The following is a 20281-nucleotide window of genomic DNA, read 5'->3' on the forward strand; positions in this document are numbered from 1 at the left end:
AAGGCATTATAGTAATATATTTGCAAAAAAACATTTATTAACAGTTTTAGTAAATTAAAATCAGCTCTAAATTGAAAAAAATCGCTAAAGTTTTTTTAAAAATCCTACTATTTTTTGTAGCTTTTTTTTTAGTGATTGTGCTTGCATTGCAAATTCCTTTTGTTCAAAATTTTGTAAAAGACAAGGCGGTTGCCTACCTGGAAGGGAAGATAAAAACCAAGGTGGAAGTAGGGTCCATTGAAATTGGTCTGCCCAAAAAAGTCATTCTGCACGATTTTTATTTTGAAGACCAATCCAAAGACACTTTATTGGCAGGAAAAACCTTGAAAATTGATGTCAGTTTATTTAAGTTATTTAGTAGCAAGTTGGAAATCAATGCCATTAAATTAGAAAAGATTACGGCCAATATTGAAGTGGACAAGGATTCGGTGTTTAATTTCGATTACATTATTAAAGCTTTTGAAACTCCCCAACCTAAAAAAGGCACGAAGCCCATGGATATTTCCATCAGGAACATTGATTTGGATGCCATAAAATTTCGTTATAAAGATGCAGTTTCCAATAATAATGTAGATGTTTATATCGATCATTTTGACACGGAAATCAAAAAATTCAATTTACAAAAACTCACTTTTGATGTCCCTGAAATAAATCTGAAAGGTTTAAAATTAGAATTAAACCAAGACTTAGCTGAGGCTACTAAAAAAGTCGCCAAAAAAACAGAAAAAGAGGCGGCTACCAATATTTTAAAATTGAACTTAAAAAACATTCAGTTTGAGAATATAGACGTAAAATACAATAATGCAATATCGAAATTAGATACCAAAATTACCTTCGATTATCTAAAAACAAAAGTAAAAACCATTGATTTAGAAAAGCAAACCATTGTTTTAAATGCCTTGGAATTAACCAAAACCAAGGGCGAGCTTACTTTAGGTAAAACAGAAAATCTAACAAAAGAAACCACGGAAACATCATCAAGTTCACCCTGGAAGATTGATGTGAATGACATTGCAATTACTGATTTAAACTTTGCGTTAAATAACAACAACGCCAACAAAACGCAACAAGGCATGGATTACAACCATTTGAATTTAAAGGATTTAGCATTTAAAGGACATGCCATTTCCATTGGCGATAATGCTTATAGTGGCACTATTGAGTCGTTTGTTTTTAACGAAGAAAGTGGGTTTAAATTAGAGGCGTTAACAACCGATTTTAACTATACCAACCAAGGGGCTTCCCTTAAAAACCTATATTTGCAAACCCCTCAAACTACCTTACGGAACAATATCTCGGTTACCTATCCTTCCATAGATTCTATCAGTAAAAATCCAGAAAACCTAAAGTTGGATGCCCATTTAAAAAACAGTAAAGTAGGTTTTAAAGATGTGCTGTTAGTGGTGCCTCAATTAAATTCCAATGCTATTTTTAAAAACAATCCAAATGCGATTGTAAATTTTAATGCCACCATTCAAGGGAAACTCGACAATTTAAAAATTGACACGTTTAATGCGAACGGCATAGGTAGTACAAAGGTTGATTTTAATGGCACCATCACAGGCTTGCCAAACATCGATAAAAGTGTTTTTGATATCAACATCTCAAATTTTGAAAGTTCGTCTAAGGATATTTATGCGTACACTCCTAAAAATACGATTCCTAACACGATTCAATTACCCGAAAAGTTTAATTTAAAAGGCATTTTTAACGGAAGCATTAGCAATTTTGAAACCAATTTGGCACTAAAAAGCGCTCTTGGAAACGCCAATATCGAAGCGACATTTGATAGAACCCGAAAAAACAATGAAAAATACATGGCCGATGCCACGGTTGAAGATTTTGATTTAGGCACATTCCTCAAGAACAAACAATTTGGAAAAGTAACGGCAAATGCCACCATAAAGGGTAAAAGTCTGGATCCGGCAATGGCCAATGCAAAACTGAGTTCTAAAATTGTAAAGGCGCAATTCTATGCGTATAATTATCAAAATATAGACATTAGCGGAAGTATCGAAAATGGCAAATTTGTAGCCAATGCGCATGCCAATGATCCAAATTTGACCTTTGCATTGGATGCAAAAGGCACTTCCAACCCAGAAAAACCAACGGTAGATTTAAAACTTGATTTGGATATAATTGACTTGAACAAACTCAATCTTCATGCAGGCCCTTTAAAGATGCGAGGTAATGTTACAGCCAATTTTGAGGATTTGACCCCGGATAATTTAAACGGCACCCTCAATGCCAATAATTTTTTGGTGGCGTTGGAAAAAGAGCAATTTCCATTGGATACCATTTCTGTGAGAGCCGTTTCCACTATTGAAAAGGATTCCATTATTTTAAAGTCCCAATTCGCAAACGGATTGATATCAGGAAACTATAAATTATCGAGCGTAAGCAATCAATTGATGAATTCCATTTCAAAGTATTATCAATTGGATAAAGGGTATGTTAAGAATGAGGAAAATCAAAATTTGGATTTTGAATTCATCATTAAAGATAATGCCATTACCAAAAAAATAATCCCAGACATTATAGAACTGTCTGAAATTACGCTTGCCGGAAGTTACAGTTCCATAAACGATTCCATTGTGCTAAACGCTTCCATTCCCAGATTGAATTATGCCAACAACGAACTTTCAAATGGGGTTTTAAAGGTCAATACCCAAGACAGTGCCCTACTGTATGATTTGTCTTTAGGGAAAATTAAAAACGCCCAATTTGAGGTTCCAAAAACCCTTTTGGTTGGCAAATTAGAAGACCATACCGTTGATTACGAATTAAACATCAAAGATGTAAAAAATACCGATAAATATCTCATTTCTGGAAACTTTAAGGATAGTTTGGGCGCTTCCGTAATCCATTTCAACCCCGAAAAACTACTTTTAAATTATGAAGATTGGAAGATTGATGGAAGCAATCTTATAAAGTTAGAGAAAAAAGGATTAGTGGTTTCCAATTTCAAAATTGAAAACGACCAACAATCGTTTTCCGTTCAATCTGAAAATAATGTTGCCAATGCACCCATTGCTGCCAATTTTAAAAACTTTAAATTGGAATCCTTTACAAGTATTGCAAAATCCAATTTTGAAGTCGGTGGCACCATAAATGGCGAAACGACTATAAATAACCTTACGACCAATCCGCTGTTTGTAGCCGATTTGAACATTGAAAATTTCAAAATAAAAAATGATACCGTTGGTAATTTAGTATTAAAAGTAGATAACAAAACCACCAATCTTTATAAGGCGAATGTAACATTGACGGGTTCGAATAATCAAATGAACGTGGATGGAAACTATAATATTGGCACCAAAAGTTTGGATTTTATTGTTGATATTCAAAAGTTGCAAATGGCATCTGTACAACCTTTCACGCTAAATAATTTAAAAGAAAGCAATGGTTATATTAATGGAAATTTAAGAGTTACAGGAAAAGCATCAAACCCCAATGTGGATGGAACCATTAAATTTAATTCCGTTGGTTTTGTGGTGGTGCCACTAAGTTCTAAATTCAAATTGATTAACGATAACATTGAGTTCAATACCAATAAAATCGTTTTCACAAATTTCAAGCTTAAAGATGAAAACGATAATCCATTAACAATAAACGGCACTATAAACAGCCAGGATTATGCTAATTTAGGATTTGACTTAAACGTGATTGCCGATAATTTTAAAGCGATCAATTCCAACGCGAAAGACAACAAGTTGTTTTATGGCGAACTCTATTTGGATAATAATTTAGGCATTAAAGGCACTTTGGAAAGCCCTATTGTTGATGGAACGGTTAAGATTAATGCCGATACAAAGTTCACAATCGTATTGCCTCAAAGCGACCCATCGATTGCAGATAGGGAAGGCATTGTGGAATTTATAGACCAGGACCAGCCTGTTTTGATAACGGTTGAAGACCCCACAAAACAAATTTCTGAAACAGAAGTAAAGGGCATCAATGCATCGGTAAATATTGCCATAGACAAAAAAGCTGAAATTTCCATTATAATTGATCAGGCAAACGGCGATTATTTAAAACTTCAGGGCGATGCCGAATTAACGGGAGGCATAGACCCTTCCGGAAAAACAACCTTAACAGGAAAGTATGAGTTTACCGGAGGTTCCTATGAAATGAATTTCAACTTGATCAAACGGAAATTCGACATTAAACCAGGCAGTTACATACTTTGGACAGGCGAACCAACTACGGCCAACATCGATATTACCGCGGTTTATAGTGTAGACGCGCCTCCTTTGGATCTGGTAGACGACCAGTTATCTGGAATTTCCGCAGAAACTCGAAACACCTATAAACAAAAAATCCCTTTTGAAGCAGAATTGAAAATGAAAGGTGAATTGTTGCAGCCTGAAATTACGTTCGACATTGTTTTACCCGATGGTAATAATAACGTTTCAGCGGAAGTGATCAATACTACACAAGCCAAATTAGAGCAAATAAGACGCGATGAGGATGCTTTGAACAAACAAGTTTTTGCCTTATTGTTATTAAATCGTTTTATAGGCGAGAATCCTTTTGAGAGTCAAGCGGGCGGTACCAGTGGTGCTTTTTTAGCGAAACAAAGCGTTAGCAAAATATTATCGCAACAACTAAACAATCTTGCCGGTGATTTAATAAAAGGGTTTGAATTGGATTTTGATCTGGAAGCCACCGAAAATTATGCATCTGGACAAAAAGTGGAAAGAACCGATTTGAATGTGGGTCTGTCAAAACAATTGTTCAACGACCGATTGAAAGTGACCGTGGGAAGCAGTTTTGGTCTGGAAGGTAGCCCGCAACAAAATGAACAGGCCAATACCATAGCAGGCGATGTTACTGCCGATTATTTAATTACCAAAGATGGTCGCTATAAATTAAGGGCATACAGAGAGAATAATTATCAGGTAGCCTTGCAAGGCCAGGTTATTGAAACGGGAATCGCTTTTATAATTACCATGGATTACAATAAATTTAGAGAGTTATTCCAAAAAAAGGGTAAAGCACCTGAAAAATCAAGAAAAAAGAATGGGAACCAATAATTACATAGCACTGTTTTTTTTGGTGGCACTGCTTTTGGGCTGTAGCGGAACGCGGAAAATTCCCGAAGGTGATTTATTGTATGTGGGGCATAACCTTAAAATTGAAAAAGGAAAAGCGCCCAAAAAAACGAGAAAACAAATAAGATCTGCGGTGGATGCATTGATCCGTCCAAAACCAAACAAATCCATTTTAGGAATGCGGCCCGGTATATTTTTTTACAATGTGTTCGACGAGGTGAAAAAAGACAAAGGCTTTAAATATTGGGTAAAATACAAGTTAGGGGAAGCACCTGTTTTAATGAGTGGGGTTGATTTGGAATACAATAAAAAGGTAGTCCAAAATTATGTTGAAAACAAAGGTTTTTTTAATGCGGAAACCATAGTGGATTCCATTAGGAAAGGCAAAAAAGCAGAAGCCAAATACGACGTAAAGTTGCACAATCAATATAAAATTAAATCGGTTGTTTTTCCTAAGGATTCTATTTTATTGAGTAAGGAAATTAATTTATTGAAAGAAAAGAGTCTTTTAAAAATTGGAAAACCTTATGATTTGGACCTCATTAAAACCGAACGTTCACGTATGGATGCACGCTTAAAGGAACGTGGTTTTTATTACTTTAACGAAGACCATCTGTTGGTTCAAGTGGATAGTACCGTTGCCAACCATGAAGTGGATTTGTTGGTAAAGATAAAAAATGATATTCCTGACAAAGCTAAAAATCAATATCGGATCAATAACATTTTTGTTTATCCAAGTTTCAATTTAAAAAGGGATACCGTTTCAACACAAAAAATGGACACCATTCGGTATCAAGATCTTACCATTATCGATAATAAAACGGTTTTTAAGCCTTTTATATTCGATAAAACCTTATTGTTCAACAAAGGGGATCTATATAACAGAACCACGCATAACTTATCGTTAAACAGATTGATAACTTTAGGAACTTTTAAGTTTGTAAAGAATGAATTCAAGGTGAACGATTCCGTGGAAAACCAATTGGACACTTACTATTATTTAACCCCATTACCAAAAAAATCGATACAAGTGGAAGCCGTTGCCAAAACGAATTCCGCCAATTATTCGGGCACCGAATTGAACGTTAATTGGAGTAACAGGAATACCTTTAAAGGGGCGGAACTATTAAAAATATCGGCATTTGCTGGATTGGAGACACAGGTTTCGGGTCAGAACAATGGCTTTAATGTGTACCGTTTTGGTGGAGAAACCAATTTAATTTGGCCTCGATTTATCTCGCCTTTTAAAATGACTTCGGGCAGTGCCTATGTTCCTAACACCAAGGCCACTTTAAGTTATGAATATCAATTGAGAACCAAATTGTATTCCTTAAAAACATTCAACGGGTCGTTTGGTTATATATGGAAGGAAAATGAACGGAAAGAGCACAATCTTAATGCTTTGAACATAGCGTTTACCTCCTCCAATAACGTGTCCGATTTATACAAATCCCAAATTGCAGCAAACCCTTCTTTACAAAAAGTAATTGATAAACAGTTTATTTTTGGCACCACCTATTCGTACACTTACACCAATACGATGTTAAAAAACAGGAAAAACAACATCTATTTTAAGGGAGCTGTAGATTTATCTGGTAATTCATTAGGTTTATTATTGGGCGCCAATGATAGTGCAGATCCGAAAAGTATTTTTGGAGTTCCGTTCAGTCAGTATTCAAAACTTGAAGTGGAATTCCGTCATTATTATAACTTCAGCAAAGACACCCAACTTGCCAGTAGAATCATTTTTGGGGCTGGATTGCCTTATGGAAATTCCAGTGAGTTGCCTTTTATCAAACAATTCTTTATTGGCGGCACCAGTAGCATTCGTGCTTTTAGGGCACGATCTATTGGACCGGGAACTTTTAACGGCAATGAAACCACCAATGTGTTTTTGCCAGACCAATCGGGTGATTTAAAATTGGAATTCAGCACCGAATTACGCACTAAAATCTACAAATTGGTTAAAGGGGCAGTGTTTGTTGATGCAGGCAATATATGGCTGTTGAACGAAAGCGCTGAAAAACCGGGAGCAAAATTCTCTGGTCAATTTTTAAATGAATTGGCAGTAGGAACGGGTATTGGGTTACGCTTCGATTTCAATTTCTTGGTGCTTAGAACAGATTTGGCATTTCCTTTAAGAAAACCCTATTTGCCCAAAGGAAACCGATGGGTGGTTGATGACATTAATTTTGGGGATAGCGCATGGAGAAAAGAAAATTTAATATTCAATCTGGCTATTGGATACCCGTTTTAAATTGTTTTTAAGGACATTACTGAAATTAAGTTAAGCTCAAATCATTAAAAATAAACTTTCTAAATAATTCCTCCCCTTTTTTCAAGGGGAGAGCCTGTGCCGATTAAATTCGGTATGCCGATAGGCGGAGGGGTCAACAATAGTAACTATTTTGATATAATGCCCCCTAATTAATCTAATATTTTACTTTGTGGGTTTTGTGCCTTCTTTGTGAGTTTTGTGCAATAGCTATTCCGCAAAGTATCACAAAGGATTTCTGTTTTAGGGTGTTTAGCTTAATTATTAGCTTTTTTTTAGTTTTAAAATCCTAATAAATATTTAGGGTTTCAAAAATTTAAAGAATAATTAGTGTGTTTATCATTTAGTTACGACCAAGTCTTTATTCTATATTCTAAAAGCGAAGCGGTCTTGATTCTTTATCTAACCATCATCTTCATTGGTATTGTATAATAATATCCCAAAATCTTATAAATCTTTAATTAAAAAAGAGTGTAATTTTATTCGCATATCCCAAGAATATAATTATGCCTAAAAAATTACCTCAAGCCGATAATATGTTTTTAAAACCTCCTTCATTCATCACTTCGCTAAAGGAAAAAGGGGAGTCCTTTTTTATAGATACGGCAAATGTTGTGGAGTACTTAAAAATAGTCTTGAGGAATTTTATAACCAAGAAGTTCGAGTTTCAAGAATTTTTAAAGCAATGCTATCACATTGGCAATAAATCGGTAGGCTTAATTTCCATTACCGGTATTATTGTGGGTTTGGTTTTAACCATTCAATCCAGACCGCCTTTGGTGGAGTTCGGTGCCGTTGCCATTTTGCCCGGTATGGTTGCCATTTCTATAATTAGGGAAATGGGGCCTGTAATAACCGCATTGATATGTGCCGGAAAAATAGGTTCGAGTATGGGAGCCGAATTGGGTTCCATGCGTGTAACCGAACAAATTGATGCCATGGAAGTATCGAACACCAACCCCATCAATTTTTTAATAATACCCAGGGTCTTGGCTGCTACCGTAATGATACCCATACTTACTTTGTATGCCGATGCCATTGGTATTTTTGGGAGTTGGTTAGGCATAAATATTAAAGATACGGTAAGTTTAAATCTGTTTTTAAACCAAGCCTTTGCTAACGTAGATTTTATAGATATCATTCCTGCGGTAATAAAATCATTCTTTTTTGGTGCCGTGATTGGTTTAGTGGGTTGCTATAAAGGCTATCATGCCGGTAGAGGAACAGAAAGTGTGGGAATTGCGGCAAATTCCGCAGTAGTGACCGCCTCATTATTATTGATCATTGTGGACTTAATTGCTGTACAAATAACCGATTTACTATAATGGGAAAAAACACAAACAAGGTTATTATCGATATTCAAGATCTTAAAAAAAGCTTTGGGGACCAAAAAGTTCTCGATGGCGTAACACTGCAACTTCATGAAGAAGAAAATCTAGTGGTATTGGGAAAATCGGGTTCCGGAAAATCGGTGTTGATCAAGTGCATTGTGAATCTGTTGAAACACGACGCGGGAAGCATCGTCGTTGGGGAATATGAACTGACCGATATCAATGAAGAAGATTTGATTGAAGTCCGTAAAAGAATAGGCTTTCTTTTTCAAGGTGCGGCATTGTACGATTCCATGACGGTTAGGGAAAATTTAACTTTTGCACTTGCAAGATTGAATGAAAAATTTTCTGAGGAAGAAATAAACAACAAAATTGTGGAAGCTTTGGAAAATGTTGGGATGCCGGATTCCATCGATAAAATGCCATCAGAACTATCAGGAGGCATGAAAAAAAGAATTGGATTAGCTAGAACACTGGTGGTGAACCCCAATATTATTTTATATGATGAGCCCACCACGGGTTTAGACCCTATTACTTCCGACGAGATCAGTAAATTAATAAACGATACCAAAGCCAAATTTAAAAACTCATCCATAATAATTACCCACGACATCAACTGTGTAAAAACTGTTGCAGATAGAATAGCCATGATAAAGGACGGAAAGGTTTATAAAGAAGGCAGTTTAGAGCAGTTCGTCAATGATGGCGATCCGTACATACAATCATTTTTTAAATAGAAATATTATGAAAACAGATAACAACTCATATAAAATAAAATTAGGGATTTTTGTAACTTTAGGGATTTTGATATTGTTTATAATAATATTTTTTATAGGGAATAACCAAAATTTATTCAGTACAAAATTTAAGGTTTACACCAATTTTAGGAATGTAAGCGGACTTCAAGTTGGAGGTCAGGTTCGTTTCTCGGGAATTTCAGTCGGAACTATTGAAAACATTCAAATTGTTAATGATTCCACGGTAAATGTTATGGTTATGATAAACAAGGACGTGAAAAAATTCATTAAAAAAGACAGTAAAGCGTCCATTACCTCAGAAGGTGTTATTGGCGATAAAATTTTAATGATTTCACAGGGAAGTTCCAAAACGGGCGAAGTTAAAGACGGTACTACCATTCAATCTTTTGAGCCTGTAGAGTTTACCGATATTTTATCGTCCATTAAAGTGAGTGCGGAAAATGCCGAAGTGATAACCGATGAATTGGCAAGCATGTTAATTGATATTAATAATGGCGAAGGCACTCTAGGAGCATTATTGAACGACGAAGGTGTAGCCAAAGATTTGGAAAAAACCCTTGAAAATTTAAGAAAGGGCTCCAAAGGCTTGGAACAAAACATGGAAGCGGCCAAAAACAATTTTCTTTTAAGGGGTTATTTTAGAAAGAAAGAAAGAGAAAAGGAAAAAGCTAAAGAGGAAGCTGAAAAAGAGGCTAAGAATAAAGCAGAAGAAGAGGCTGGGAATAAAGTGAAATAATTTTAAGTTTGTACCATTTTATGGAATCGGAAATAAATGTATTTAAAGAATCCATCTATCAATCATGGATCAGTCTAGTGTCCAATTTACCAGGCATTATATTATCGGTCTTGATGTTTATAATAGGCTTGTTAATCATCAAAATAATAAACAAATATTCCAAAAAAATAATTATTTCCAGGGCCAATGACCCCTTGATAGCTGATTTTATATTGAGCATCATTTCATTGGTGCTAACTATTATTTTATTTGTGATCTCTTTGGGCATTTTAGGTTTTAATGATGTTACCAATAAAATTTTAGCAGGTGCGGGATTAACCACGTTTATTATAGGTTTTGCGCTAAAGGACATTGGCGAAAATTTTTTGGCAGGCATATTAATGGCGTTTCAAAGACCTTTTAGAATTGGCGATTTAATTCAAATAGGGAACATAAAAGGCAATGTTATAGAAATGAGCTTGCGCTCCACTACCATAAAAACACTTGATGGTATTGACGCCTATATTCCCAATGGATCCATTTTAAAAAATAATTTGGAAAATTTTACTATTGATGAATTGTTGCGAAACAATTTTATTGTTCGCGTAGCACACGATGACCGAATACATGAAGCCATACAGCTTATAGATTCTATTTTAAAGGAAAATAAATTTGCATTAAAAAAACCCAACCATACTGTTATAGTAGAAAAAATAGAAAACGATCTGGTAAGCATTATGGTTTATTATTGGTACCGAACGGACTCCCTGGAAGCACCTGGCGGAAAATTAAAATCAGACTTGCAACTAAATGTTTACTCCGCCTTAAAATCTAGAGGCTTTAACTTACCAACCACCACGGTTTCCATAGAACAAATTGAAAAGAAGTAAAAGAAGTTTTTACGCAATTGGTTATCCCCTTGAGGAGATTATAGGGGTGTAGATTACAGGGGTGCAATATATATTAGACTCATTTTCGGTTAAAAACAAAAAGTCAAGATGAGTTCATTAAGCAAAAACTCCATAATCCTCCTCAAAGCTATATGGTCCTAATGATTATCCCTAGCTCACTCCATGCTCAATAACTTATTGGCCCCAATACCCGTTTTTTTGAGTTAATAATCCATCCAATCGGGGTACTTTGTAAGCAGGTGTTTCTTTAAATTTGGTATATAATAACAATAAAAACACAAATTATGGAAACTCTAAAAAATATGATGGTGGTGTGCCTTCTACTGGTAACTGTTGGAGCCACTGCACAGAACAATAAAGACAAAGAAATAATGGCGGATGCGCAAAAAGCTAAAAAAACGCTCATCGCCAAAGATGCAGGCCTTGAAAAATTCTTTGACCACGCTTCTGGTTATGCCATTTTCCCTAACGTTGGAAAGGGTGGATTGATTATAGGCGGTGCCAGCGGAAACGGTGTTGTTTATGAAAATGGAACACCCATTGGGATGACTTCTCTAAAGAAAATTAACATCGGACTTCAAGCGGGCGGACAAGCTGTTATAGAAGTTATCTTTTTTGAAACCGATGCCGCTTTAAATCGATTTATGGAAGGGAATTATGAATTTTCTGCTGAAGCTTCAGCGGTTGTTGCGGAAGAAGGAAAATCGGAAAACGCAAGTTATTCGGATGGCGTTATGGTTTTTGCTTTACCAAAAGCAGGCCTTATGGCGGATGCGTCGGTGGGCGGCCAAAAGTTTGAATACCATGCCTTTAAATAAATAATGAATAATTTTTATAAGTACATGACAAAAATTGAAACATACATTTTAAATGACTGATTGTCAATAGCTCTATAATATTTGGCGTTTCAGACCTGTCAGGTTTTTAAAACCTGACAGGTCTTGATTTCAGTAGGCTTAATAGAGTTTAATAAATGTTAATATAATTTTTTGTCATGTACTAAAATAATTTTTAATCAATGTCATTTAGTTAAGGAAATTGGGTAATGATTTGCAAAAAAATATCAAACAAAAAGAAGCTAAAACAAGTTCAGCATGACAATGTGCTGGTAAGTTTGTCATCCCGAACTTGTTTCGGGATCTAAAAAGAACCTTAACTAAATGACATTGAATTTTTAATACGAAAAAGATTGGTAATTTGCGCCAACCTTTTTTTGCCTCATGCATCCAAATCCTGCTATTTTAAACACCTTTCTTTTCTTCAACTTTAACCTTCTTTTTTAATTTCGTGTTTAAAAACTCAACCAACAACGAGAATGTAATGGCGAAATAAAGGTAGCCCTTTGGAATGGCACCAATTTCATTCCCAAAAATGATAGTTCCAGATAGGTGTGCCGCTTCGGTAACCAACATAAAACCAATCAGTATTAAAAAAGAAAGTGCCAGCATTTGTACGGAAGGATTTTGGTTGATGAATGTCCGAATGGTATTTGCGAAAAGCATCATAATCAGGATGGAAACCACTACGGCCGTAACCATTAAAACAAGTGCATCTTCAGGGGTGTTTCCAATACCGTTTGTCATCCCCACAGCGGTCAAAATGGAATCTATCGAAAAAATAAAATCAATTAACAGTATTTGAACAATGGCATTTTTAAGACTAGTGATTTTTTTTGCCTTTAATTGGTTTTCTTCTTGTCCAGGGGTGTCTAATTTTTCGTGTATTTCAGAAGTGCTTTTGTATAAAAGAAACAAGCCTCCAAAAAACAATATAAGGCTTTGCCAGCTTATGCCAAGAGATAGCCAAGAACTGTTTATGGAATAGAACGGCTTTTTAAGGGCCACTAAATACGATACGACAAACAACAATATAATACGTTGCACCATGGCAAGTAAAAGCCCCCAGTTTGTGGCCTTTTTTTGTTGCTTTTTGGGTAGTTTGTTAGCGGTTATCGATATGAATACAATGTTGTCGATACCTAAAATTATTTCTAAAAAGGTAAGGGTCAACAATGCTACCCATCCATCGGTAGTAGTGAAAATTTCAAACATAGTTGTTGTTGTAAAAAAATTATCCCCCTAATGTATAAAATTAGGGGGATAGGGTTATTGATATTCAAAAGCAGAGGTGCTTTTACCAAGATTCAATTTCTTTTTTCAATTCTTCTTTTTTCTTTCCTGTTTTTTCTTGGAGTTTACCCAACATTTCATCGAATTTCCCTTCAGAATAGGTTAAATCATTATCGGTAACATCACCATATTTTTGTTTGAATTTACCTTTAATTTGTTTCCATTTACCTTCTAATTGATCTTTATTCATGATTTTAAAATTTTTAGTTAAACATTATTAATTTCATTATGAAATAAAATTAATCTAACCAATCCTATTTCATTAACTCAAAAAAATAATTTCTTGATGCAATAAAAAAGCAAAGTGCGAAAGGGTTTTGAAGTTAATATTTTGTGCGATTAGGTTAAGTAATCTTGGTTTTTTTTCACAAAATTTGATTGACGGTAAAATTTTGTTGAATTTTACTTGCGATATTAATTCAAATTGATGAATTTTTGATAAAAATTCAAAACCAGCAACGTATCATATCAAATTAAAAGATCATGGCTATTCCAAGTATAAAAAATGAAAATCAGTACGAAGCACTTAGAGAGAAGGGCTACAGTAAGGAAAAAGCAGCGCGCATTGCCAATACCCCAAATGCAGGTAAAAAAGGCGGTAAGGCTAAACCTTATGAAAAGTGGACAAAAAGTGAGCTTTATGAACAGGCCAAAAACGTAGGTATAAAAGGGCGTTCCAAAATGGATAAAGCAGCACTGATGCACGCTTTGCGAAATAATTAGTAAGGTGTTCCGAATTTTCAATAACTCTAACCAAACATAAATTTTGAATATCATAAATCCAAAAGTAATCCGTCAAATTTTTACTCTTTTATTGATCCTTTTAATGGGAGTTTTGATTTTTTGGGAAATGATACCCTATTTTTCCGGGGTATTGGGAGCTATCACACTGTATGTATTATTAAACGGATTCATGGAAAAGTTGGAAAAAAAGGGATGGAACCCTAACTTGGCAGCTGGATTCTTAATGTTTTTATCCTTTATAACCATCTTGCTTCCCATTGCAGGTACCGTGCTTATGTTGGGCAATAAAATAGGAAAAGCGGCCCAAAACTCAGAGAAAGTGATAAAGGCCATCAAAACAAAAATGACAGATTGGGAACATGCGCTAGGTTACAACATTACAGACCAAATTGATGCTTCCGCCATATCCAGTTCGTTAACCAGTAGCATATCCAACATTTTAGGAAGCACTTTTAGCACATTTATTGCTATTTCCATTATGTACTTTTTACTGTTTTATATGCTTACAAACCGTAAGCAACTTAGAGAGGTTTTAATCGAGTACATTCCCATAGGTAAAGATAACCTTAAAACTTTGGGCAAGGAAATGGATGCCATGGTGCGTTCCAATTCATTAGGGATTCCTCTAGTAGCTATTGCCCAAGGTTTTGTTTCGTTAATAGGATTTCTGATATTTGGCGTTGAAAGTCCGTTTTTTTGGGCAGTGGTGGTTACCATTGGTTCCATGATACCCTTCGTGGGAAGTCTTTTGGGAATTCTCCCGGTTTTTATATTGGCACTATCCAACGGTGATGCGTTTCAAGCATGGGGCGTCTTCTTGTACGGTCTGATAGTTGTGGGTACCACAGATAATTTGATTCGCCTCTACGTTTTGCGAAAACTGGATGATGTTCATCCTCTAATCACCCTTATAGGGGTTATTATTGGTATCCCTCTCTTTGGGTTTATCGGTTTGGTTTTTGGGCCATTATTGATAAGTTTGTTCATTTTGGTTGTGCGTATTTATAAAAAGGAATATTCCAAACATACTACGGGTAAGCTTTGAACAAGCGCATCATCTGTATTTAAAATCACTTTTAGCATCCCATTTTCATTTTTGGGTTAATAATCATTTTATTTAAGTCAATGGTTAAGCATACAAATACATAATTTGCAATATAAACTCAATCCAAGAACTTTAAATGAGTTCTATGTATAAGAATTTAAGATTTTAGCGATGGAAAATAGATTTAAAGATAAAGTAGTATTGATAACCGGTGGCTCTGGAAGCATAGGATTTATTACAGCAAAAAAATTGGCAGAACAAGGAGCCAAAGTAATGATTACCGATATTAACGAAGATGTCTTAAAACAAAAACAACATGAAGCAGCATCCGAGAACTTGCAAATTCAATATGTACAGGCAGATGTAACGAAAGCCGAGGATGTAAAAAAATATGTGGATGCCTGTATAAACACTTACGGAAAAATAGATTTTTTCTTCAACAATGCAGGTATTGAAGGTAAAGTAAAGCCGATGCACGAATATCCAGATGAGGTATTTGATAAAGTGATGGCTGTAAACGTTAAAGGTGTTTATTTGGGCATGAAGCATGTTATTCCAAAAATTGAAGATGGAGGCAGTATTGTGATCACATCATCGGTGGCAGGACTTCAGGGCACTCCCGGAATGGTAGCCTACATTACCAGTAAACATGCCACTATTGGTATTATGCGAACAGCAGCTTTAGAACTGGGCAAACGCAAAATACGTGTTAACACCGTAAATCCGGGTGTGGTAGATAATAGAATGATGCGCTCTTTGGAAGATGGCATGAACCCAGGAAATGGCGAGGAAGTAAAGAAATCGTTTGAAAAACAGATTCCGTTACAACGCTATGCAGAACCAGAAGACGTAAGCAATATGGTTATGTTTTTGTTTTCTGATGAAAGTAAGTATGCCAATGGTGGTGTTTTTGTAGTGGATGGTGGCTTAAGTGCCTAAGCATATTTTGAACTCATCTTGACTTTTTGTTTTTAACCGAAAATGAGTTGATCCCGATAGATATCGGGAGTTCAGATGAGACTATTTTTGAGAGGCATAGCATCGCTACGCATAAGAAAATAGACGGGATATGAGCGAATTTCAGCCATTTTTTAGGAAATAGAAAAAGTCAAGATGAGTTCTTTGTTAAAACAATCAAATAAATAATTATGAAAGACATAGAAGAAGTAAAATTAAAAAACAGTGCAGAAACTGATTATGAAATATTATCGCTTTTAAAGCACAGGTACAGTCCCAGAACCTTCCAGAAAAAAAATATAGAAAATGAACATTTAAATCAGCTATTTGAAGCGGCTCGCTGGTCTGCAAGTTCCAATAATTTGCAACCGTGGCGTTTTATTTATGCAGAAAAAGGCACCGGTGCATACCAGTCTATTTTTGATTGTTTGAGCGATTTCAATAAAAAATGGGCTAACAATGCACCATTGTTAATGTTGTCGGCCTATAAGGAAAAAACTGATGACGGAAAAGAAAACTTTCATGCCTTACATGATCTAGGGCTGTGTTTGGGCTCTATGACCGTGCAAGCACAGCATCTGGGCATTGGTTTGCACCACATGGCTGGCGTAGATTGGGAAAAGGCCCAAAAGGTTTTTGATGTGCCCGATGGTTTTCATGTTACAACCGCCATAGCATTGGGGTATTATGGAGGTAATTTAGACAAGTTAACTGAAGAATTACAAAAACAGGAAGTTGCAAAACGCCAAAGAAGGGATGCTGAAACATTTGCCTTTAAAGGGGCGTGGAATAAAAATAAAAATAAATAAGTTTAATTTTAAAAATGATATGTTATGAAAATAGGAATTATAGGAAGCGGAAACATAGGTGGCAATTTAGGCAAACATTGGAGCAAAGCAGGGCACAAAGTGCTGTTTAGTTCCAGACACCCTAACGAACTGAAGAGTTTGGTTAAGGAAGCAGGCGAAAATGCCGAGGCAGTGAGTGTAACAGAAGCTTTTGAGGCCAATGCCGATGTTTATTTATTGGCCATGCCATTTAAAGCGATTGATAAAATATCTGAACTTTATGCCGGGGAGTACGGGGGCAAAATTATTATTGATGCCACAAACCCATACCCGGAAAGAGACGGTGAAATGGCTCAAAAAGTTAGGGATGCAAATTACAATGCTTCAGAATATACGGCAATGAAATTTGCTACGGCAAAAACAGTTAAAGCCTTTAATACCATACACGCAGAGCATTTAAAAGACCGCGCATTTAGTACCATTGATAAGCTGGCCATTCCTTTTGCTGCCCAAGATCAAGAAAGTAGGGCAGTGGGCAAGCAGCTCATAGAGGATATGGGGTTCGATGCCCTGTATGTGGGCAACTTAAGTGATACCAATATTATGGATCCAGATCAAGCTATTTATGGAAAATCCCTTGATAGGAGTACGTTGCAAGCGTTGGTCAATACCACCAGAGTACATTAGGCAAATAGCACAGTATCAAGTCTCCGAGGTTTGTATCCAGAATATTTTTATTTTATGAACTCATCTTGACTTTTTGTTTTTAACAGAATCCCGATATATCGGGATGTTCAGATGGGACTATTTTTGAAATACATAACATCGCTATGCATAAGAAAATAAACGAAATATGGGCGGATTTCAGCCATTTTTTAGGAAATAGAAAAAGCCAAGATAAGTTCTATGCAAACCTCGGAGTATTATAAAAATTTTAGGGCACATAAATTGTTCGTTATTAAGTTATAGGTGCCTTGGCAACAAGCTAAGTAAACTTGTATGGACTGGAAGTAAATACCAGCAGGGATTTTTAAAGCAGATTGAAAGTTTGCCTGTCGGCAGATGGGTCTGCGAAATCAGTGAAATCCACATCCATACTATTTGCGGGAATATTTTCAAATAATGAATGGATTTGTATGAATTAGTGATACCGATGGCTTGGGACATGGCTAAAAATAGGAACATTCATTTTAATGCGTTTGCCCTGTTCCCGTTACGGACTTAATTTGGGTAGCACCATCTAAAAACACGGTTTTCTGTGCCTTTAGGTACAGAACCGCTTTAGACCGAAAGTAAAGCTGATGTTAACAAATGGATAGAGGTAGCCCAAAATGCGGGCGGCACCATTTTTTTGGCTCCAGAAAAGATAAAAAGAAATTACATGATGAAAATGGATTTTAAGTATTTGTGTTTTCCGACCCTAGATGGCCATAAATTTAATGTATTTTTGAATGCAAATAAAAAATATAAATCTACCTTTATTGGAAGTTACCATGGGTGTGCGGCAAATTTCCCTAAAACTGGAATCTTGACCTGAAGGGTAAATACTGAGTGCAAACCTACAAGGCCTCAAAGTATCTAACAGGTTTTCGTCCCTCTCCAGGGCCGTTGGCGGAAACCGTATTTGTTATCGGACGAATTGCAAAAAAAGGGAAATCTGTTGTACACCCTGTTATATTTAACATGGCCCGAATAAGCAAAAACCGTATAATCAACATAAGCAATATTTTTACGAATGGACGGGCAAATTATTTTGATATTTTCGGTACTATTGGTCACCATAGTACTTTTTGTTTTTGAAGTTTTTCCCATAGACAAAATAGCTTTTATTATAATAGTATCGCTCATTTTGTTGGGATTGGTAACGCCCGAAGAAGGCATCAGCGGTTTTTCCAACAGTGCTACTATAGCGGTACTGGCTTTAATGATACTGGCTGTTGCCATGGAAGAAAACGGCGTTATCGATTGGCTTACATCGGGCATAGGTAGAGTGAAATCTTTGCCTATTTACATCATGGCGCCAATTTTTATGTTTGTTACGGCGAGTATATCTGCTTTTATCAGTACCACCGCAGTGGTCATTGTATTTATAAAGATGGTCAATCAACTCTCGGAAAAATATAAAATCCCACAATCAAAACTCTTATTGCCCATTTCTTTTGCCGGTATTCTGGGAGGGTCTTGCACATTAATGGGAACTTCAACCAATTTGATCGTAAATTCTGTTGCAAAAAATTTGGGCGCCGAAAAACTGGGTTTTTTCGAGTTTTCCATCATGGGCATTATTTTTTTGAGCATCTCGGTGGTGTACCTTACCATTACCTTGCGTTGGCTGCCTTGGGATAAGGCACGAAACCTGAGCAACGATTATAAGATCGATGATTATATTACCAAAGTGCGTGTTAATGCAGATTCAGAATTGATAGGAAAAAAAATCCAGGAAACCTTTTTATATGAAAATCCCGAGGTGTCGCTTTTGCAGTTGATCAGGGATAACCGCATTCACAATTCCCCCGGAAAATATATTACTTTAAAGCAGGATGACGAATTGCTTTTGATGTGCAATATTGAAAACTTGGCACGAATTAAAACATCAGAAAAATTGAGTGTCTATGAAGGGGAAAGTATAGAGGGATTGGAGATCGAACAAAAAAAAGAGAAAAAAAACAAAACCAATGCCTCCGAACTGGACGAAAAGGTTTTTGTGGAACTTTTAATGCTTCCCGGCGCATCGTTATTGGGCAAAACCATGGGGAGTTTACGTAGCTTTATGCTGCAAGATGCCATACCTTTGGCCATAAAAAAAAGGAAAACTTTGGTACACCTACAAGATAGAATGGTGCGCGGTAGCATGAACCGTTTGGTATTGAAAGCGGGCGACCGCCTATTGATAGAAACAACAAAAGAAAAACTACCTGCCCTAGCCACCATGGAAAACGTGGTATCGCTACAAGAATTTGATAAAATAGATAAAAATTCGAAATTAAAAAAGTACTTTTCATTATCGGTCCTACTACTGGTAATCGCTTTGGCAGCAAGTGGGTTGTTATCCATCATGGTAAGTGCATTGACCGGGGTGTGCATATTGCTCATTACAAAAAATTTGGATTTGAACACGGTATATAAAAAAGTGAATTGGCAAATATTTTTCTTGTTGGCAGGTATGATCCCATTGGGCTTTGCCATGCACAATACAGGGGCCGATATGTGGATTTCAGAAAAACTGTTAAGCTTTTTGGGCGGGCAACCTCCTTACATTATTATAGGGACCCTGTTTTTTGTTACCATGTTGTTAAGTGGCGTGGTAAGCAATAACGCCACGGCCATTATTATGACGCCCATAGCCATTTCTTTGGCCCATGGGATGGACTTGGATTTTAAACCTTTTATTCTGTCTGTTATGTTCGCTGCCAATTTTAGTTTTTTTACACCCGTAGGCTACCAAACAAATACATTGATTTACGGTATTGGCAATTACCGATTCAAACACTTTTTGCTGATAGGTGGGATGCTTAGTTTATTGCTATGGGTTGTAGCCACCATATTGTTGACCAAAATGTTATAAAAAATAGTA

The 20281-nt window shown here is 36.0% G+C and carries 15 protein-coding genes; 13 read left to right on the forward strand and 2 right to left on the reverse strand.

The features are described from left to right. Positions 1 to 71: 71 nt before the first annotated feature. The 7 genes from ACU1LP_RS05815 (at position 72) to ACU1LP_RS05845 (ending at position 11862) form a co-directional block, all read left to right on the forward strand. Positions 72 to 5036, forward strand: coding sequence for a translocation/assembly module TamB domain-containing protein (locus ACU1LP_RS05815; protein ID WP_445735821.1), 4965 nt, complete (start codon positions 72 to 74; stop codon positions 5034 to 5036). Next, entirely contained in the window at positions 5023 to 7311 is a 2289-nt protein-coding gene (gene tamL, locus ACU1LP_RS05820; RefSeq protein ID WP_445735822.1) for a translocation and assembly module lipoprotein TamL, read from the forward strand. Before ACU1LP_RS05815 ends, tamL begins: the two co-directional genes overlap by 14 nt. Before the next feature lie 524 nt (positions 7312 to 7835). Then, positions 7836 to 8654, forward strand: a complete 819-nt coding sequence (locus ACU1LP_RS05825) for an MlaE family ABC transporter permease (RefSeq protein WP_445733274.1) — start codon at positions 7836 to 7838, stop codon at positions 8652 to 8654. Continuing rightward, positions 8654 to 9397, forward strand: a complete 744-nt coding sequence (locus ACU1LP_RS05830) for an ABC transporter ATP-binding protein (RefSeq protein ID WP_445734374.1) — start codon at positions 8654 to 8656, stop codon at positions 9395 to 9397. Before ACU1LP_RS05825 ends, ACU1LP_RS05830 begins: the two co-directional genes overlap by 1 nt. A gap of 7 nt (positions 9398 to 9404) precedes the next feature. Beyond that, positions 9405 to 10154 (forward strand): MlaD family protein, encoded by a 750-nt coding sequence (locus ACU1LP_RS05835; RefSeq protein WP_445733028.1) that lies wholly within the window; start codon positions 9405 to 9407, stop codon positions 10152 to 10154. 20 nt (positions 10155 to 10174) lie between these two features. Further along, entirely contained in the window at positions 10175 to 11023 is an 849-nt protein-coding gene (locus tag ACU1LP_RS05840) for a mechanosensitive ion channel family protein (RefSeq protein ID WP_445734373.1), read from the forward strand. 305 nt (positions 11024 to 11328) lie between these two features. Beyond that, positions 11329 to 11862 (forward strand): lipid-binding SYLF domain-containing protein, encoded by a 534-nt coding sequence (locus ACU1LP_RS05845; protein WP_445734372.1) that lies wholly within the window; start codon positions 11329 to 11331, stop codon positions 11860 to 11862. A gap of 423 nt (positions 11863 to 12285) precedes the next feature. On the opposite strand, the gene ACU1LP_RS05850 is transcribed toward ACU1LP_RS05845, so the two are convergent. Together ACU1LP_RS05850 and ACU1LP_RS05855 are read right to left on the reverse strand one after the other, a co-directional pair. Beyond that, positions 12286 to 13095: a TerC family protein gene (locus ACU1LP_RS05850; protein ID WP_445734371.1), complete on the reverse strand. Its 810-nt coding sequence runs from the start codon at positions 13093 to 13095 to the stop codon at positions 12286 to 12288. Positions 13096 to 13177: 82 nt separating this feature from the next. Then, positions 13178 to 13363: a CsbD family protein gene (locus ACU1LP_RS05855; protein ID WP_445734370.1), complete on the reverse strand. Its 186-nt coding sequence runs from the start codon at positions 13361 to 13363 to the stop codon at positions 13178 to 13180. A 293-nt stretch (positions 13364 to 13656) separates the two neighbouring features. Here ACU1LP_RS05855 and ACU1LP_RS05860 point away from each other — a divergent pair, with 293 nt between their 5' ends. The 6 genes from ACU1LP_RS05860 (at position 13657) to ACU1LP_RS05885 (ending at position 20272) form a co-directional block, all read left to right on the forward strand. Next, positions 13657 to 13896 (forward strand): DUF7218 family protein, encoded by a 240-nt coding sequence (locus ACU1LP_RS05860; protein WP_445735823.1) that lies wholly within the window; start codon positions 13657 to 13659, stop codon positions 13894 to 13896. Positions 13897 to 13939: 43 nt separating this feature from the next. After that, entirely contained in the window at positions 13940 to 14962 is a 1023-nt protein-coding gene (locus ACU1LP_RS05865) for an AI-2E family transporter (protein ID WP_445735824.1), read from the forward strand. A 171-nt stretch (positions 14963 to 15133) separates the two neighbouring features. After that, on the forward strand, positions 15134 to 15901 hold the full coding sequence (locus tag ACU1LP_RS05870) for an SDR family NAD(P)-dependent oxidoreductase (protein WP_445735825.1): 768 nt from the start codon (positions 15134 to 15136) through the stop codon (positions 15899 to 15901). A gap of 209 nt (positions 15902 to 16110) precedes the next feature. Further along, positions 16111 to 16728, forward strand: coding sequence for a nitroreductase family protein (locus ACU1LP_RS05875; RefSeq protein WP_445735826.1), 618 nt, complete (start codon positions 16111 to 16113; stop codon positions 16726 to 16728). A 24-nt stretch (positions 16729 to 16752) separates the two neighbouring features. Continuing rightward, entirely contained in the window at positions 16753 to 17394 is a 642-nt protein-coding gene (locus ACU1LP_RS05880; protein WP_445735827.1) for an NADPH-dependent F420 reductase, read from the forward strand. A 1048-nt stretch (positions 17395 to 18442) separates the two neighbouring features. Then, positions 18443 to 20272, forward strand: a complete 1830-nt coding sequence (locus ACU1LP_RS05885) for an SLC13 family permease (RefSeq protein WP_445735828.1) — start codon at positions 18443 to 18445, stop codon at positions 20270 to 20272. The last annotated feature ends 9 nt before the right edge of the window (positions 20273 to 20281 follow it).

The organism is Mariniflexile sp. (assembly GCF_052728615.1).

What these genes read in the sequence shown, in the direction of transcription:
- tamL (WP_445735822.1), top strand. Translation starts at nt 5,023, where the DNA reads ATGGGAACCAATAATTACATAGCACTGTTTTTTTTGGTGGCACTGCTT.
- ACU1LP_RS05825 (WP_445733274.1), top strand. Translation starts at nt 7,836, where the DNA reads ATGCCTAAAAAATTACCTCAAGCCGATAATATGTTTTTAAAACCTCCT.
- ACU1LP_RS05830 (WP_445734374.1), top strand. Translation starts at nt 8,654, where the DNA reads ATGGGAAAAAACACAAACAAGGTTATTATCGATATTCAAGATCTTAAA.
- ACU1LP_RS05835 (WP_445733028.1), top strand. Translation starts at nt 9,405, where the DNA reads ATGAAAACAGATAACAACTCATATAAAATAAAATTAGGGATTTTTGTA.
- ACU1LP_RS05840 (WP_445734373.1), top strand. Translation starts at nt 10,175, where the DNA reads ATGGAATCGGAAATAAATGTATTTAAAGAATCCATCTATCAATCATGG.
- ACU1LP_RS05845 (WP_445734372.1), top strand. Translation starts at nt 11,329, where the DNA reads ATGGAAACTCTAAAAAATATGATGGTGGTGTGCCTTCTACTGGTAACT.
- ACU1LP_RS05850 (WP_445734371.1), bottom strand. Translation starts at nt 13,095, where the DNA reads ATGTTTGAAATTTTCACTACTACCGATGGATGGGTAGCATTGTTGACC.
- ACU1LP_RS05855 (WP_445734370.1), bottom strand. Translation starts at nt 13,363, where the DNA reads ATGAATAAAGATCAATTAGAAGGTAAATGGAAACAAATTAAAGGTAAA.
- ACU1LP_RS05860 (WP_445735823.1), top strand. Translation starts at nt 13,657, where the DNA reads ATGGCTATTCCAAGTATAAAAAATGAAAATCAGTACGAAGCACTTAGA.
- ACU1LP_RS05870 (WP_445735825.1), top strand. Translation starts at nt 15,134, where the DNA reads ATGGAAAATAGATTTAAAGATAAAGTAGTATTGATAACCGGTGGCTCT.
- ACU1LP_RS05875 (WP_445735826.1), top strand. Translation starts at nt 16,111, where the DNA reads ATGAAAGACATAGAAGAAGTAAAATTAAAAAACAGTGCAGAAACTGAT.
- ACU1LP_RS05880 (WP_445735827.1), top strand. Translation starts at nt 16,753, where the DNA reads ATGAAAATAGGAATTATAGGAAGCGGAAACATAGGTGGCAATTTAGGC.
- ACU1LP_RS05885 (WP_445735828.1), top strand. Translation starts at nt 18,443, where the DNA reads ATGGACGGGCAAATTATTTTGATATTTTCGGTACTATTGGTCACCATA.